At 58.0% G+C, this 12765-nt stretch carries 12 protein-coding genes and 2 pseudogenes; 13 read left to right on the forward strand and 1 reads right to left on the reverse strand.

All coding sequences use genetic code 11. The features are described 5' to 3' along the window. The first annotated feature begins 2 nt into the window (after positions 1-2). The 6 genes and pseudogenes from otnI to AB4Z52_RS24220 form a co-directional block, all read left to right on the forward strand. Complete coding sequence (otnI, locus tag AB4Z52_RS24195) at positions 3-779, forward strand: 2-oxo-tetronate isomerase (RefSeq protein ID WP_442220446.1); 777 nt, start codon at positions 3-5, stop codon at positions 777-779. Between the two features lies 1 nt (position 780). After that, positions 781-2055 (forward strand): 3-oxo-tetronate kinase, encoded by a 1275-nt coding sequence (gene otnK, locus AB4Z52_RS24200; protein ID WP_442220447.1) that lies wholly within the window; start codon positions 781-783, stop codon positions 2053-2055. 217 nt (positions 2056-2272) lie between these two features. After that, entirely contained in the window at positions 2273-2851 is a 579-nt protein-coding gene (locus AB4Z52_RS24205; RefSeq protein ID WP_442220448.1) for an SDR family NAD(P)-dependent oxidoreductase, read from the forward strand. Between the two features lie 135 nt (positions 2852-2986). Further along, complete coding sequence (locus tag AB4Z52_RS24210) at positions 2987-3859, forward strand: protein-L-isoaspartate O-methyltransferase family protein (RefSeq protein WP_442220449.1); 873 nt, start codon at positions 2987-2989, stop codon at positions 3857-3859. A gap of 613 nt (positions 3860-4472) precedes the next feature. After that, on the forward strand, positions 4473-4709 hold the full coding sequence (locus AB4Z52_RS24215; protein WP_442220450.1) for a DUF1127 domain-containing protein: 237 nt from the start codon (positions 4473-4475) through the stop codon (positions 4707-4709). Positions 4710-4980: 271 nt separating this feature from the next. Next, a pseudogene (locus AB4Z52_RS24220) lies at positions 4981-5144 on the forward strand (SfnB family sulfur acquisition oxidoreductase); the annotation flags it as partial. A gap of 19 nt (positions 5145-5163) precedes the next feature. On the opposite strand, the gene AB4Z52_RS24225 reads toward AB4Z52_RS24220, so the two are convergent. Further along, positions 5164-5979 (reverse strand): helix-turn-helix transcriptional regulator, encoded by an 816-nt coding sequence (locus tag AB4Z52_RS24225; protein WP_442220451.1) that lies wholly within the window; start codon positions 5977-5979, stop codon positions 5164-5166. A gap of 190 nt (positions 5980-6169) precedes the next feature. Between AB4Z52_RS24225 and AB4Z52_RS24230 the strand changes: the two genes are divergently transcribed. The 7 genes and pseudogenes from AB4Z52_RS24230 (at position 6170) to AB4Z52_RS24260 (ending at position 12677) form a co-directional block, all read left to right on the forward strand. Further along, positions 6170-7270: an ABC transporter ATP-binding protein gene (locus tag AB4Z52_RS24230; protein ID WP_442220452.1), complete on the forward strand. Its 1101-nt coding sequence runs from the start codon at positions 6170-6172 to the stop codon at positions 7268-7270. A gap of 24 nt (positions 7271-7294) precedes the next feature. Next, positions 7295-8458: an ABC transporter substrate-binding protein gene (locus AB4Z52_RS24235; protein WP_442220453.1), complete on the forward strand. Its 1164-nt coding sequence runs from the start codon at positions 7295-7297 to the stop codon at positions 8456-8458. Positions 8459-8598: 140 nt separating this feature from the next. Beyond that, on the forward strand, positions 8599-9465 hold the full coding sequence (locus AB4Z52_RS24240; RefSeq protein ID WP_442220454.1) for an ABC transporter permease: 867 nt from the start codon (positions 8599-8601) through the stop codon (positions 9463-9465). Next, entirely contained in the window at positions 9465-10277 is an 813-nt protein-coding gene (locus tag AB4Z52_RS24245) for an ABC transporter permease (protein WP_442220455.1), read from the forward strand. The genes AB4Z52_RS24240 and AB4Z52_RS24245 overlap by 1 nt, the downstream gene beginning before the upstream one ends. A 14-nt stretch (positions 10278-10291) precedes the next feature. After that, positions 10292-11053: an SDR family NAD(P)-dependent oxidoreductase gene (locus tag AB4Z52_RS24250; protein ID WP_442220456.1), complete on the forward strand. Its 762-nt coding sequence runs from the start codon at positions 10292-10294 to the stop codon at positions 11051-11053. Between the two features lie 293 nt (positions 11054-11346). Continuing rightward, a pseudogene (glnQ, locus tag AB4Z52_RS24255) lies at positions 11347-11592 on the forward strand (glutamine ABC transporter ATP-binding protein GlnQ); the annotation flags it as partial. Between the two features lie 47 nt (positions 11593-11639). Further along, positions 11640-12677, forward strand: coding sequence for a trans-3-hydroxy-L-proline dehydratase (locus AB4Z52_RS24260; RefSeq protein WP_442220457.1), 1038 nt, complete (start codon positions 11640-11642; stop codon positions 12675-12677). Positions 12678-12765: the final 88 nt, after the last annotated feature.

Genomic DNA, 12765 nt, shown 5'->3' on the forward strand with positions numbered 1-12765 from the left:
CCATGATCCGCTTTGCCGCAAACCTGAGCATGATGTTTACCGAGTGGCCGTTTCTCGACCGCTTCGAGGCCGCCGCTGCAGCTGGCTTTAAGGCCGTGGAATATCTTTTCCCTTACGAATTCCCCGCTGACGCGATCGCCGCTCGCCTACAGGAATTCGGCCTTACTCAGGCGCTCTTCAATCTGCCGCCGGGGGACTGGGCGGCCGGCGAGCGCGGCATTGCGGTTTTCCCGGAGCGTTTCGCCGAGTTGAAGGCGGGCGTTGAAAAAGCGATCGACTATGCCAGTGCGACGGGGGCGAAACGTCTTCACCTCATGGCCGGACTTGCCGATGCCGGTGATGCGCAGGCCAGCAAGAGCTATCGGCGGGCCGTTGTCTTCGCTTCTGAGAAGCTCGCCGAACAGGGACTGGACCTGCTGCTCGAGCCGATCAACGCTCGCAGCATGCCGGGCTACTTCCTCAACGATTTTTCCCGCGCCGAACACCTGATCGCCAAGCTGGACGCAAACAACATCAAGCTCCAGTTCGACGTGTTCCATCGCCAGATTCTGCATGGGGACATCACGGAAAGCTTCCGCCGCCTGCTGCCCCTCATCGGCCATATACAAATCGCAAGCGTGCCGGCGCGTCATGAACCCGATGATGGGGAGGTCAATTTCCCGTTCTTCTTCAAACTACTGGAAGCGTCCACCTATTCGGGCTTCGTCGGCTGCGAATACAATCCAGCAGCCCACACCCTCGATGGTCTCGCCTGGTTCAATGCCTATCGGGAGCGCTAGCATGCCTATCAAGATCGCGGCCATCGCCGATGACTATACCGGTGCCTCGGATCTGGCCAACACCTGGCGCAAGAACGGACTTCGAACGGTGCAGACGATCGGCATTCCTTCCGGCACCTCCAATTTTTCCGACATGGATGCCGTCGTGGTCTCCCTGAAGATCCGCTCCTCGCCGGCAGCGGACGCGGTCGCCCATGCGCTCATTGCCGAAGCCTTGCTGCGTGACCTCGGCGCCCGACATGTCCTCTACAAGATCTGCTCGACATTCGATTCCACCGATGAGGGAAATATCGGGCCGGTGATGGATGCCCTGTGCAAACGGGCGAGCGCCCGTTGGACGCTTGTCACCCCGGCCTTCCCGGAAACCGGCCGGACCGTGTATAAAAGTCATCTCTTCGTCGGCGACGTGCCGCTAAACGAGAGCCCGCTCAAGGACCATCCGCTCAACCCGATGCGCGACGCCAACCTGGTGCGCGTGCTGTCGAAGCAGACGACCTACCCGGTCGGCAAGCTCGATCTCCAAACGTTGGCAAACGGCGTCGAGGCGAGCCGGGCTCGCATCGCGCAGCAGGCGTTGCAAGGGCCATGCGCGATCATTGCAGACGCCATCGGCGACGGCGATCTCGAACGTCTCGGCGATCTCGCGTTGGAAAGCCCCGTCTCCATCGGCGCCTCCGGTTTGGGTGCGGGGCTTGCCCGCTCGCTCCTGCGCGCGTCCGGCCGGCAAACGAGAGCGCCGCAATCACTGGCCTCCGTCGGCGGCTTTTCTGCAGTCCTTGTCGGCAGTTGCTCGGCGCGCACCCTCGAACAGACGGCTGCGGCGGAAAAGGTGATGCCGGTTCTTCGCCTCGATCCGTACCGGCTGGTTGCCTCCGGCGGCGGCGACATCGTGCCGGCCATGGGCTTCGCGCGTCAACATCTTGGCAAGGGCCCGTTCGTCGTCAGCGCGTCCGGCACGCCGGAGACCGTGCGCTCTATCCAGAATACATATGGCAACAAGGCCGCTGGTCTCGCCATTGAGACAGCGCTTGCCGCTATTGCAGCGGAGCTCGTCGCTCTCGGTGTGAAGCGCCTTGTCGTCGCCGGGGGGGAAACCTCGGGCGCGGTCGTCGACCGGCTGGGCATTTCAAGTTTCGAGGTCGGCGAGGAGCTTGCCGCGGGCGTCCCTAAGCTGCGCACCATCGGCCGAGCCGAGGGCGAACTGATGATGGCGCTGAAATCCGGAAATTTCGGCGGCATCGATTTCTTCGCCGAGGCACTGTCTCGCCTCGATTGAAACCGACTTTTCCGGCAATTGAACTGGGAAGGAAACATCATGGCTTCTACATTTGCCGGAAAGACCGTTGTCGTCTCGGGCGCTGCCGGCGGCGTGGGCCGTTCCGTGGTTGAGAAGCTACTGCTGGAATGCGCACGGATCGGCGCGATAGACATCACCGCGGCGGTGTCGCAATTGGAACAGGGCGCACCTGGCCGCGACGTCTCGGTCATTGCCGATGTCACTCGATCGGCTGACGTTGACCGGGATTTTCCGGGTCGCCGAGGAGGCGTTCGGGCCTGTCGATATCCTTGTCAACAATGCCGGTTTCATCGTGTCGAAATCCGCCCACGAGACAAGCGAGGACGAGTGGGACAGCGTCATGAACGCCAACGCCAAGTCCTTCTTCATGATGTCGAAGCGCGCACTGCCGGCGATGATGGTACGCGGTGAGGGCTCCATCGTGGCTACTGGTTCGATTTCCAGCGTCGCCGGCCTGCCCGAACAGGCTGCCTACTGCGCGGCCAAGGGCGCACTGCTTCAGCTCGTCAGACAGAAGGCCGTCGATTATTCGCCGAAGGGAATTCGCGTCAACGCTGTCGGGGTGGGATCGATCAATACGCCGTTTCTTACCCGATATCTCGAGGGCCTCGAAGACCCGGCAGCCGGCGAGGCCGCAATCAAGAGTGCCCATCCGCTCGGCCGTTGGGCAGAGCGGGAGGAGATTGCCGACGCAATTCTCTATCTCGCCAGTGGCAAGGCATCCTTCGTGACAGGGCACATCCTGATGGCCGATGGAGGATATAGCGCCAGATAGAAATAGATCGCCGAGACCCCGAACACGACCCTCCCCAGTGCGTCGTCACAGTTTGAATTCAATGCGCGGCACTTTTAACTGTCGCGGAAGTGCTGCAAAGTCTGAAGACTTAGACAATAGATGGAGGGCGTCAGCATGTCCGTCAGCCGCCGTGCAAGCCTTGGCGAGGTCAGGAAATTCTATGCGGAGCTGATGGCGGCGGCAAGCCGATCGGCTGACCCACGGCTTGAACGGATATTCGAGCTCGTGCCAAGGGAAGCATTTTTGCCGCCCGGCCCATGGCAGATCAACGTCAACCACCGGTACCTGCAGACACCGAGTGCGGATCCAATTTATCTATATCAGAACTCGCTTGTGGCGCTCGACGCGGCCAAGGGGATCAACAATGGCGAACCTTTCCTCCATGCCGCGTGGATCGGCGCGGTAGCGCCGCAAGCCGGCGAAACGATCTGCCACATCGGCGCCGGTACTGGCTACTATACCGCTCTCCTGTCGATGCTGGCATTGCCGGGTGGGACCGTCCATGCCTTCGAGATTGAGGAAGATCTCGCCGGTAGGGCGCGCCTGCATCTGGAGCCGTTCGAGATCGTTTCCGTCACCCATGGCGATGCCACCCAACTTCCTTTGCCGCCATCCGATCTCATCTATGTCAATGCAGGCGTTGTCGCGCCGCCGATCTCCTGGCTTCAGGCTCTACGTTTGAACGGGCGGATGATCTTTCCGTGGCGCCCCACCGAAAAAGTCGGCATCGCCATGCTTGTCACCCGCTCCAAGCTTGGATTTCAGGCGCAGCCGCTAATGCCGGCCTGGTTCATTCCCTGTGTCGGAGCGTCGAATGTCGATGATTGCACGAAGGTGCCCTTTGGGCACGAGGCGTGGTCGGTGCGATCGGTACGATTGGTCGGTGACCAGCTTCCTGATGAAACTGCCGTTGCTGTGTACAGGCATATCTGGTTCTCAACGGACCAGCTGACACCGAGCGGTACGGCTGAAGGAGAGACGGCGTGAATATCGTCTGCCGGAGTGTTGGACGTCGCCTATCGTGAGGTCGGTCCGGCACACGGTGCGTTGAACCCCCGAAGCCAGGCGACATTGACGCCCAACACTTCACAGGCGCTTACGAACGAAGGATTATTGCCGGTGCGGGGCACACTTTGCCGCAAGAATTGCCTTCGGCCTTTACCGATGCCGTGCATGCCCTCGCTTAACTGGTGCCTCGTCAACGTGACGTCGAGAGTTGAGCAATAGACTGTTGCTCTGTTGCAACGAATCCCGTTGGATTTCTGCAAGCCGAAATTGTGTACTTGCCGATCAATCAGCCTCGTGTATCTTGGCTTTGCTCGCAATTCAAAACAGAGGAGGCGTGACATGGATTCCATTCAAGTGTTTATGCGCCTCTCTGGCGGAACGGCTGTTGTGGCTTCGATGCGACGCGCATCTACCCCAAGCCAAATTTGCTACCGAGGCTTCTAAGTCCCGGATTTTTGCCATTCGGCATTTTCCCACTTGACCTGAGGTGACCGGCTGACGGAGCGACTGTTCGTATTTCTGCGTCCGCATCCGCCCGTCGTTTTGACCTTCGAGAGGACCTGGTTGCTTGATTGCGCCGGGACAGGAAATCATGCGTAATGTACAATCTATAGCTGTTGATACGCCTGCGGCAACGCTGGATGAACTGTGCCTCAAATACGGCGTCTGGAAGACTGCGCGTGCGCTGCTTCTGGCGGCCTGTCGGCACCGTCAAACGAAGAACCAGATCACGGAACTGTCAAATCGCATGCTTCGCGATATCGGCCTTCCAGAGAGAGAGGATGTGCTCATGGAAGTCAGGTTTTCTCTTTGGGATATCCGGCTTTAAGATCCCATCGACTCAAGTGGCCATGGCGGCGCGCGCAGCGCGCCGTTCCTGGTCCGTCGAAGTGGTCCGCTGGAATCCGGACGCTCCTGTGAATCTGCTGCGAACACTGATCCCTTGCTACACGAGCGCAAGGAGCTGATTTTCGCAACAGTTTAGAAGGTCGGTCAGGGCGCAACAATGTCAATGATGACCCCAGGGGCAGTATCAACTGATCAGTGTTATCGCGCGTTTGGTGCCAAATCCGGGGTCAATGTTCGCTGCTGATTTACATATGGGCGTCTTTTCGCAAAGCGGATTATGGTCGATCAACGTTCGGAAGACATTTGGTGGCCCCGATCTCTCTACTCTACGTTTGCCAAGGTCATCGAAATCCTCTCGGCTGCCGACCCGTCGATGAGGCAGGTGGGGCGACACCACCTCAGCGTTGTCACGGCCAAGGGAAGGCCGTTGGTGATCAACTCAGGTTCTTCAAATACATGGCAAGCAGCTGTGTCTGTGAAGATATACCGAGCTTGCGATAGACGTTGCGTCGATGAACCTTGACGGTCCCGGTAGTTATGGCGAGCTTCAGGCCAACCGACTCGGAGGAGTGGCCTTGCAGCACCAAGTCGATGATCGAAGCTTCTCGTGCCGTCAAATTGAGGTCTCTCCAGACCGTGTCGGCCTGCGAGCCAACCGTACTTGTAGCACGACTCTTCCGGCTACGGCGAGGTCGGTTGTGTAGTTGAGCGTCGAAGCGAATTGCAAGGCCGGACCAATAATGCCGTACCATGCTCGCCACCAGTGGCTCGGCTCTCTTGAGCAATTCGAATTCGGTGGTTGAAAACGGGCCCGTCTCCTGCCTACGCATCAGGGAAAGGACAATGGTGATGTCTTGGTCAACTGTGACGAAGAAGCCAATTTCCTCCGCCAGACCCGTCTGGACGTAATAGGTTCGGTAATATTCGCTGGAAAAGAAGCGATCCGGTGCCAGCTCGCGCATCCGGAATGCGCCAGTTCGGCGCTCACGTGCGGTATGATAAAATGGGTCGAGGAGATAGGGGCCCGCTTGATAAAGCGAGACAAAGATAACGTGCTCTTCTGAACCAAAGGTGCTGTAAAGCGCAATTGGTCGCTCCTTGCCCCGATAGGCAAACACCACGACATAATCGAAGCCAACAAGCGCCGCCATCATCTGGCGGAAGGTCTCGCCGAACTCTGCGTCTGCCATCGCTGGCCTGCCTATCGTGCCGGCGAAAGCTCGAAACAGCGCCTCCAGATCAGTATTCATTGCCTGTCCCTTCGTCCCTCTTACGCGGAATGATCCCTGATTTCCTTATACACCTCGATAATGCGATTTCAGCCGTAGATACCTCTCTCGGGGTATATACCGTCAATGCACCACAGGCATAGTCTATTGCTAACGACGGTGGCAAAAGGCAGCAAAGACTGCCGCTCCAAACCAACTTCGGGGAACAGACGTGGCATCCGCTTCTTTGAATGATATCGAATTCCGTGCTGTCACGAAGACCTATGGCTCCGTGATCGCAGTAACGGACATAAACCTAGAAGTGCCGAAAGGCGCGTTTTTGGCGCTGCTTGGGCCGTCGGGCTGCGGCAAGACGACCTGCCTTCGCATGATCGGTGGTTTCGAGCAGCCAAGCGAGGGTGCGGTCTTAATCGACGGCCGCGAGATGAATGGCGTTCCGGCCTACCGTCGCCCGGTCAACATGGTATTTCAGCACTATGCGCTGTTTCCGCATTTCAATGTCGAGCAGAATATTGCCTACGGCTTGAAGCAGATGCGGCCAAGAATGGCCTCTGGCGACATTACCAGACGCGTCGCAGAAGCGCTTGAGATGGTGAGGCTCGACGGGTTTTCCAAACGTCGCGTTCACGAAATGTCCGGCGGCCAACAACAACGTGTGGCGCTTGCAAGAGCGCTCGTTAACCGACCCTCGGTGCTTCTTCTGGACGAGCCACTCGCCGCGCTCGACAAGAAGCTTCGTTCTGCCATGCAGATTGAGCTCCAGACACTGCAACGAGATCTGGGCATTACGTTTGTGCTCGTCACCCACGATCAGGAAGAGGCTTTGTCGATGGCAGATGTCGTCTGCGTGATGAGCGCCGGACGAATTCGCCAGCTAGGCAAGCCACAGGAAATTTATGATCACCCGGCCGACTTGTTCGTGGCAGATTTCGTTGGCAAAACCAACCGCGTCAGCGCGGTGATGGAGGCGGATGGCGCAACGCTGCGGCTCTCGGATGGCTCGGCAATTCCTGCCCTGGAACGCCAACGTGTGGCATCGGGCGAAGCAATCGTTGCAATCCGCCCCGAGGCCATCCGCCTGACGAGGACGGCATCTCCAAAAGATTCGGTTTTCAGCGGGACCGTCACGCACAGGATCTTTCTCGGATCCTCAGCGGAATACGCGGTCACCGTTCCCGAGCTTGGCGACTTTCTGGTCACGGCCGACCGCCGGACCCTCAACGAGAACGATCTGATCGAACCGGGTGAGAAGGTCTTCCTCGCCTTCGATCCGGCGACAGCACATGTCTTTTCAGCATCGAGTGCAGCGTAGAACAAGAAACAAGGGAACAGCATCATGAGCAAAGACTACAAGGATAATCTCCCCATTTCCGCTGAAGGCTTCATGGAAGAGTTCATGCGGCTGAAGCGGGGCTCCGTAAGCCGCCGGCATTTTCTTGGCGTAACAGGCCTCGGGCTGGCCACCGCCGTTCTTTCACGCTTTCCTGGCGCCCTCTCGACGCCTGCCTATGCTGCCGGCGAGTTCGGAACCCAGATGTCGATTGCCACCTGGCCCAACTACCATGATCCCGCAACCTTCGAAAACTTCAAAGCTGCCACCGGCGTCGCCGTCGAGGTCAATGTGTTTGGCTCAAACGAGGAAATGCTTGCCAAACTGCAAGCGGGGGCCTCCGGTTGGTCGCTGTTCGTGCCGACGAACTACACGATCTCCACGCACCACAAGCTTGGTTTGATCGACGAGCTTGACCTTTCGAAGATTCCGAACTTCAGCCAAACGACGGAAAATCCGCGGTTCACCAAGGAGGGCCAGATCGACGGCAAGACCTACGCCGTGCCGAAGAACTGGGGAACGACAGGGTTTTCGGTCAATACCTCCAAAGTGAAAACGAAGCTTTCGAGCTGGAAAGACTTTTTTGATGTCATTCAGACTGAAGCGGATGGCCGAGGCATGGTGCATGACTACCAGCTGACGACAATCGGAAGTGCGCTTGTTTCGCTTGGTTATGACTTCAATTCCATCAAGGCCGATGAGCTTGCCAAGGCAGAAGAGCTGCTTATCAAGGTCAAGCCACATCTGTTCGCAATCAACAGCGACTATCAGCCCGCAATGCGCGCGACCGATGCCTGGATGACAATGTGCTGGACCAACGACGGCGCCCAGCTCAATCGCGATGTCCCGGAGATCGCCTATGTCCTCGGGAAGGACGGCGGCGAGATTTGGACGGACTACTATGCGATACCGAAGGAGGCGCCAAACAAGGCCGCTGGCTACGCGCTGCTCAACTATCTCATGGACCCGGCGAACGCCGTTAAGGAGCATATTGCCAACGGTGCGCCGACGACGGACAGCCGCGTCATCTCACTGCTGCCGAAGGATGTCACGTCGAACAAGACTGTCTATCCCGATGAAGCTTCGCTGACACCGCTTGAGTTCGGAGCTGCGGTTACGCTGACAGATCCTGGCCGAGCCGAGCTGATGGCCAGGTTCAAATCGGCCTAAGGCGCGTGCGCAGGAAGAGCAGGTTCGAGGTCAGGTTGGGGTAAACGTCTCTCCTGCGATCCTCGGGTCTGGCTCTTCCTCAGGGCGAGAGGCGGCCATCCGTTGCCAACAAGATTGATTTTCCAACTCATTGGACCAACATGCCGCTTTCGATCAACGTCAGGAAACGTCTTGTCACCGCCGCATTGATTGCGCCCGCGAGTGCATGGCTGTTCGTGTTTTTGGTGTTGCCCTTCATCGCGATCATCGTCTTCGCTTTCGGGGAGCGGGCGCCTGAGGGTGGTTATCAAGCCGCCTTCACGTTTGCGCAGTTTGCCAATCTCGGCTCTCGGGCGGCGGCCTTCAAGAACACTATGGTGCTCGCGCCGATTGGCGCCCTGACCTGTTTACTGGTTGCCTATCCAGTCGCCTACTATCTCGCCGTCAAGGCGAGTGCGAAATATCGATTGCTGCTGGTGTCGCTCATCGTTGTACCCTTTTGGACCAGCCTTCTGGTTCGAACCTATGCATGGATGTACATTCTCGGCGCCCGCGGCATTCCACATCTCCTCGAGCTTGCCGGCATCGAAAACGTGCGGCTCCTTAATACGCCTGGTGCGGTGCTACTGGGCGTCGTTTATGGCTATCTGCCGCTGATGATCATGCCGATCTATGTCAGTTTGGAGAAGCTCGACCGGCGGCTTCTCGAAGCTTCGGCAGATCTTGGCGCAAAACCGTTCGCAACCTTTTTTGGCATCACGCTGCCGCTGTCGCTACCCGGCGTGATGACGGGGATCGCGCTCGTCACCATCCTCTTGCTCGGCGAATATCTGATCCCGCAGCTGCTGGGCGGCGGTAAGGTGTTCTTTATCGGTAATGCGCTGGTCGATCTTTTCCTGCAGTCGCGCAACTGGCCGTTCGGCTCGGCGATTGCCGTCAGCCTCGTGGTGGTGGTCGTGCTGGTGCTTTTGGTTGCGATGCGGATCGCCTGGCGTTTTGCCGGCACCCGTCAAGTGGATCTCGTCTGATGCGTGGCATAGTCGCAGCTGTCTATTTGTTTCTCTACACGCCGATCGCACTGGTCGTTCTGTTCTCGTTCAATTCCGGGCGCAACGCCAGCGAACTGGTCGGTTTCTCAACCCAGTGGTACGGCAAGGCCTTGTCGAACACGTTTCTGATCGAAGCTCTCGAAAACAGTCTGATCATTGCTTTTACCAGTGCCGGACTTGCGGCTGTCTTTGGAACAATGGCGGCCATCGGCATGGAGAGGCTGGGACCGAAGACCCGTGCAATCTTTGATGGCTTGTTTGCCGCTGCTATTGTCGTACCCGGGGTCGTGATCGGCATCGCCACGCTTGTAGCGATGGTTGCAGTGTTCGGCTTCATTAATCCCATCATCGCGTCGATCTGGCTGGGCGATCAAGCGCCTAAGTTCAGCCTCGGTTTCGGATCGATCATCGCTGCGCATGGGCTTTTCACCATGGCGCTGGTGACAATGATTGTCAAAGCCCGCATAGCCACTCTCGGGCGGGATATCATCGAGGCATCGAGCGACCTCTATGCGGCACCGCTCACTACATTTTGGCAAATTGTGCTGCCGCAGATCCTGCCCTCGATCCTGGCGGGCTTTCTGCTAGCCTTCACGTTCTCCTTCGATGACTTCATCATTGCCTTTTTCGTTGCGGGTTCGGACACGACGCTGCCGATCTACGTCTTCGCCTCCATCCGCCGCGGCGTCACGCCTGAGATCAACGCGATCGCTACGATGGTCTTGATCGCATCGATAACGATGATCCTCATCGCGCGCTTCCTGATGCGCGACAAGACAAAAACAAGCTAAAACGGGAAACACCAATGATCCTTGAACATCGCGTTGCCATAGTCACCGGGGCTGGATCGGGCATCGGCCGGGCCGGGGCACAGATCATGGCGAAGGAGGGTGCACATGTCGTCGTGCTCGACATCGATCCTACCAATGCGGCGGAAACCGTGCGCCTCATCGGCGAAGCCGGCGGCAGTGTTGAAAGCCTTGCGTTGGATGTGACCGACGACAAGGCACTTGAGGACGGCATCTGCGGCGTTGGTCATCGTCTCGGACGCATCGACATACTACACAATCATGCCGGTGCCCAGGTTGCCGGAGATCTTGAGCATGTTGCGATCGGCGGCTTCGACAGGTCCTGGAACCTCAATGTCCGAGCGCATTTCCTGGCCGCGCGTTTCGCAGTGCCGTTCATGAAACAAGCGGGCAGGGGGGTGATCGTCAATACCTCGTCATCATCGGGGGTGCTTTATGATCGTGAAATGATTGCCTATACAACGACAAAGCATGCCGTAATCGCTATGACCCGGCAGATGGCCGGCGACTACGCGAAATTTGGCATTCGTGTTAACGCTCTATGCCCGGGCTGGGTCGATACCCCGTTCAACGGACCCTTCATCGCTCAGATGGGCGGTCGCGATGCAATCGAGTCCTATGTTGCCGGCAAGGTTCCACTGGGGCGTTGGGCAAATGTCTCGGAAATCGCCGAACCAATCCTCTTCCTGGTTTCAGATCGATCGTCCTATATGACCGGCCAGATCCTCGTTGTGGATGGGGGCGAGACAGTCTTTTGACTTTTTTGGGTAGAAAACCAGCGCAGCGTGAGCAAGTAATCACGCCGCGCTGAGCGATACCACTCGCCGTTGTTCATTCCAATCCCTTCAACGCGTCCAAGCACCTGTGTGGCCCATTTCAACGGCCAAAGGCGTCCTAACTATTTTCGACCTGTTACTTTTGGGAGATTGCTCATGAGGGACACGCAGGCCCTAGTGATGTGGGAAACGAGTAGTTGCGCCGCTGGCGCGACATTTCGATCGCGACAGCCGGCAAGTATCTGCCGACGCTCGCGATCATCTACTCCTGTCGGCTGTTCGGCGAGGTTACCCCGGCTCTCGATCCGCAGCTCGTCGGCGAAGTGATCTATACGATGCGCATGCTGTCGAAAGAAGGCATGACAATGATCGTCGTCACGCACGAAATGCGTTTCGCACGGGATGTGTCGGATCGCGTTGCTTTCTTTCGCGAAGGCCGTATTCATGAGATCGGCTCACCGGAGCAAATATTCGAAAACGCCGAGAAGCCGGAAACAGCGGCCTTCTTGAAGTCCATTTGAACACCGCAATCGCGTCTAGCCCCATAGGCAATAAAGGAGTGTAGATATTGCGTTCATCCAGGATCATCCACGTCGTCAGCTGCCATGCCGAGGGCGAAGTGGGCGACGTCATTGTCGGCGGCGTCGCTCCTCCTCCAGGGGCAACCGTTTGGGAGCAGTCTCGTTGGATCGCCGAGGACGAGACCCTTCGCAACTTCGTGCTCAACGAACCACGCGGTGGTGTCTTCCGGCACGTCAATCTGCTGGTTCCGCCGAAGAACCCGAAGGCCCAAATGGGCTGGATTATCATGGAGCCGGCCGATACTCCGCCGATGTCGGGATCGAACTCGATGTGCGTGGCGACGGTTCTGCTCGACACCGGGATCATCCCGATGCAGGAACCGATCACTTGCATGGTCCTGGAGGCACCGGGCGGTCTGATCGAAGTCGAAGCTGAATGCCGCAACGGCAAAGCCGAACGTATCCGCGTCCGCAATGTTCCGTCTTTTGCCGACAAGCTCGACGTCAACATCGAAGTTGAGGGCATTGGCACGGTAATCGTCGACACCGCCTATGGTGGCGACAGCTTCGTCATGGTCGATGCCGCCTCGCTCGGCCTCAGCCTGGCTCCAGACCAAGCGCGTGACATTGCGCGCATGGGCGTGAAGATCACGGATGCTGCCAATGAACAGCTTGGATTCAAGCATCCGGCGAACGACTGGGGTCACATTTCCTTCTGCCAGATGACAGATCCGGTGGTCGTGAAGGACGGTGTTCTGCACGGCAAGAATGCCGTCGCGATCCGGCCGGGCAAGGTTGATCGTTCGCCTTGCGGTACTGGCTGCTCAGCGCGCATGGCTGTTCTCCATGCGAAAGGACAGATGAAAGTCGGCGACAGGTTTGTAGGCACATCGCTGCTGGACACCGAGTTCCATTGCAGCATCGATCAGGAAATGGACATCAACGGCACGTCGGGAATAAGTCCCATAATCTCTGGCCGTGCCTGGATCATTGGAACAAAGCAACTGATGGTCGATCCCGCCGACCCCTTCCAGGCTGGGTACCGCCTCTCCGATACCTGGCCAATGGATAACCAACGCCGATAACTAAGGTCGAAATTCCTTCCAACCAGTGGTTCGCCGCCGACGAGCCACTTAGACTGTTGTCTGCCCACAGGTGCGCTACGCAGGCTGC

It is taken from the genome of Rhizobium sp. 2YAF20, assembly GCF_052114685.1.
In the GTDB taxonomy this organism is placed as follows: domain Bacteria; phylum Pseudomonadota; class Alphaproteobacteria; order Rhizobiales; family Rhizobiaceae; genus Rhizobium.

What these genes read in the sequence shown, in the direction of transcription:
- otnI (WP_442220446.1), top strand. Translation starts at nt 3, where the DNA reads ATGATCCGCTTTGCCGCAAACCTGAGCATGATGTTTACCGAGTGGCCG.
- otnK (WP_442220447.1), top strand. Translation starts at nt 781, where the DNA reads ATGCCTATCAAGATCGCGGCCATCGCCGATGACTATACCGGTGCCTCG.
- AB4Z52_RS24205 (WP_442220448.1), top strand. Translation starts at nt 2,273, where the DNA reads ATGTCACTCGATCGGCTGACGTTGACCGGGATTTTCCGGGTCGCCGAG.
- AB4Z52_RS24210 (WP_442220449.1), top strand. Translation starts at nt 2,987, where the DNA reads ATGTCCGTCAGCCGCCGTGCAAGCCTTGGCGAGGTCAGGAAATTCTAT.
- AB4Z52_RS24215 (WP_442220450.1), top strand. Translation starts at nt 4,473, where the DNA reads ATGCGTAATGTACAATCTATAGCTGTTGATACGCCTGCGGCAACGCTG.
- AB4Z52_RS24225 (WP_442220451.1), bottom strand. Translation starts at nt 5,979, where the DNA reads ATGAATACTGATCTGGAGGCGCTGTTTCGAGCTTTCGCCGGCACGATA.
- AB4Z52_RS24235 (WP_442220453.1), top strand. Translation starts at nt 7,295, where the DNA reads ATGAGCAAAGACTACAAGGATAATCTCCCCATTTCCGCTGAAGGCTTC.
- AB4Z52_RS24240 (WP_442220454.1), top strand. Translation starts at nt 8,599, where the DNA reads ATGCCGCTTTCGATCAACGTCAGGAAACGTCTTGTCACCGCCGCATTG.
- AB4Z52_RS24245 (WP_442220455.1), top strand. Translation starts at nt 9,465, where the DNA reads ATGCGTGGCATAGTCGCAGCTGTCTATTTGTTTCTCTACACGCCGATC.
- AB4Z52_RS24250 (WP_442220456.1), top strand. Translation starts at nt 10,292, where the DNA reads ATGATCCTTGAACATCGCGTTGCCATAGTCACCGGGGCTGGATCGGGC.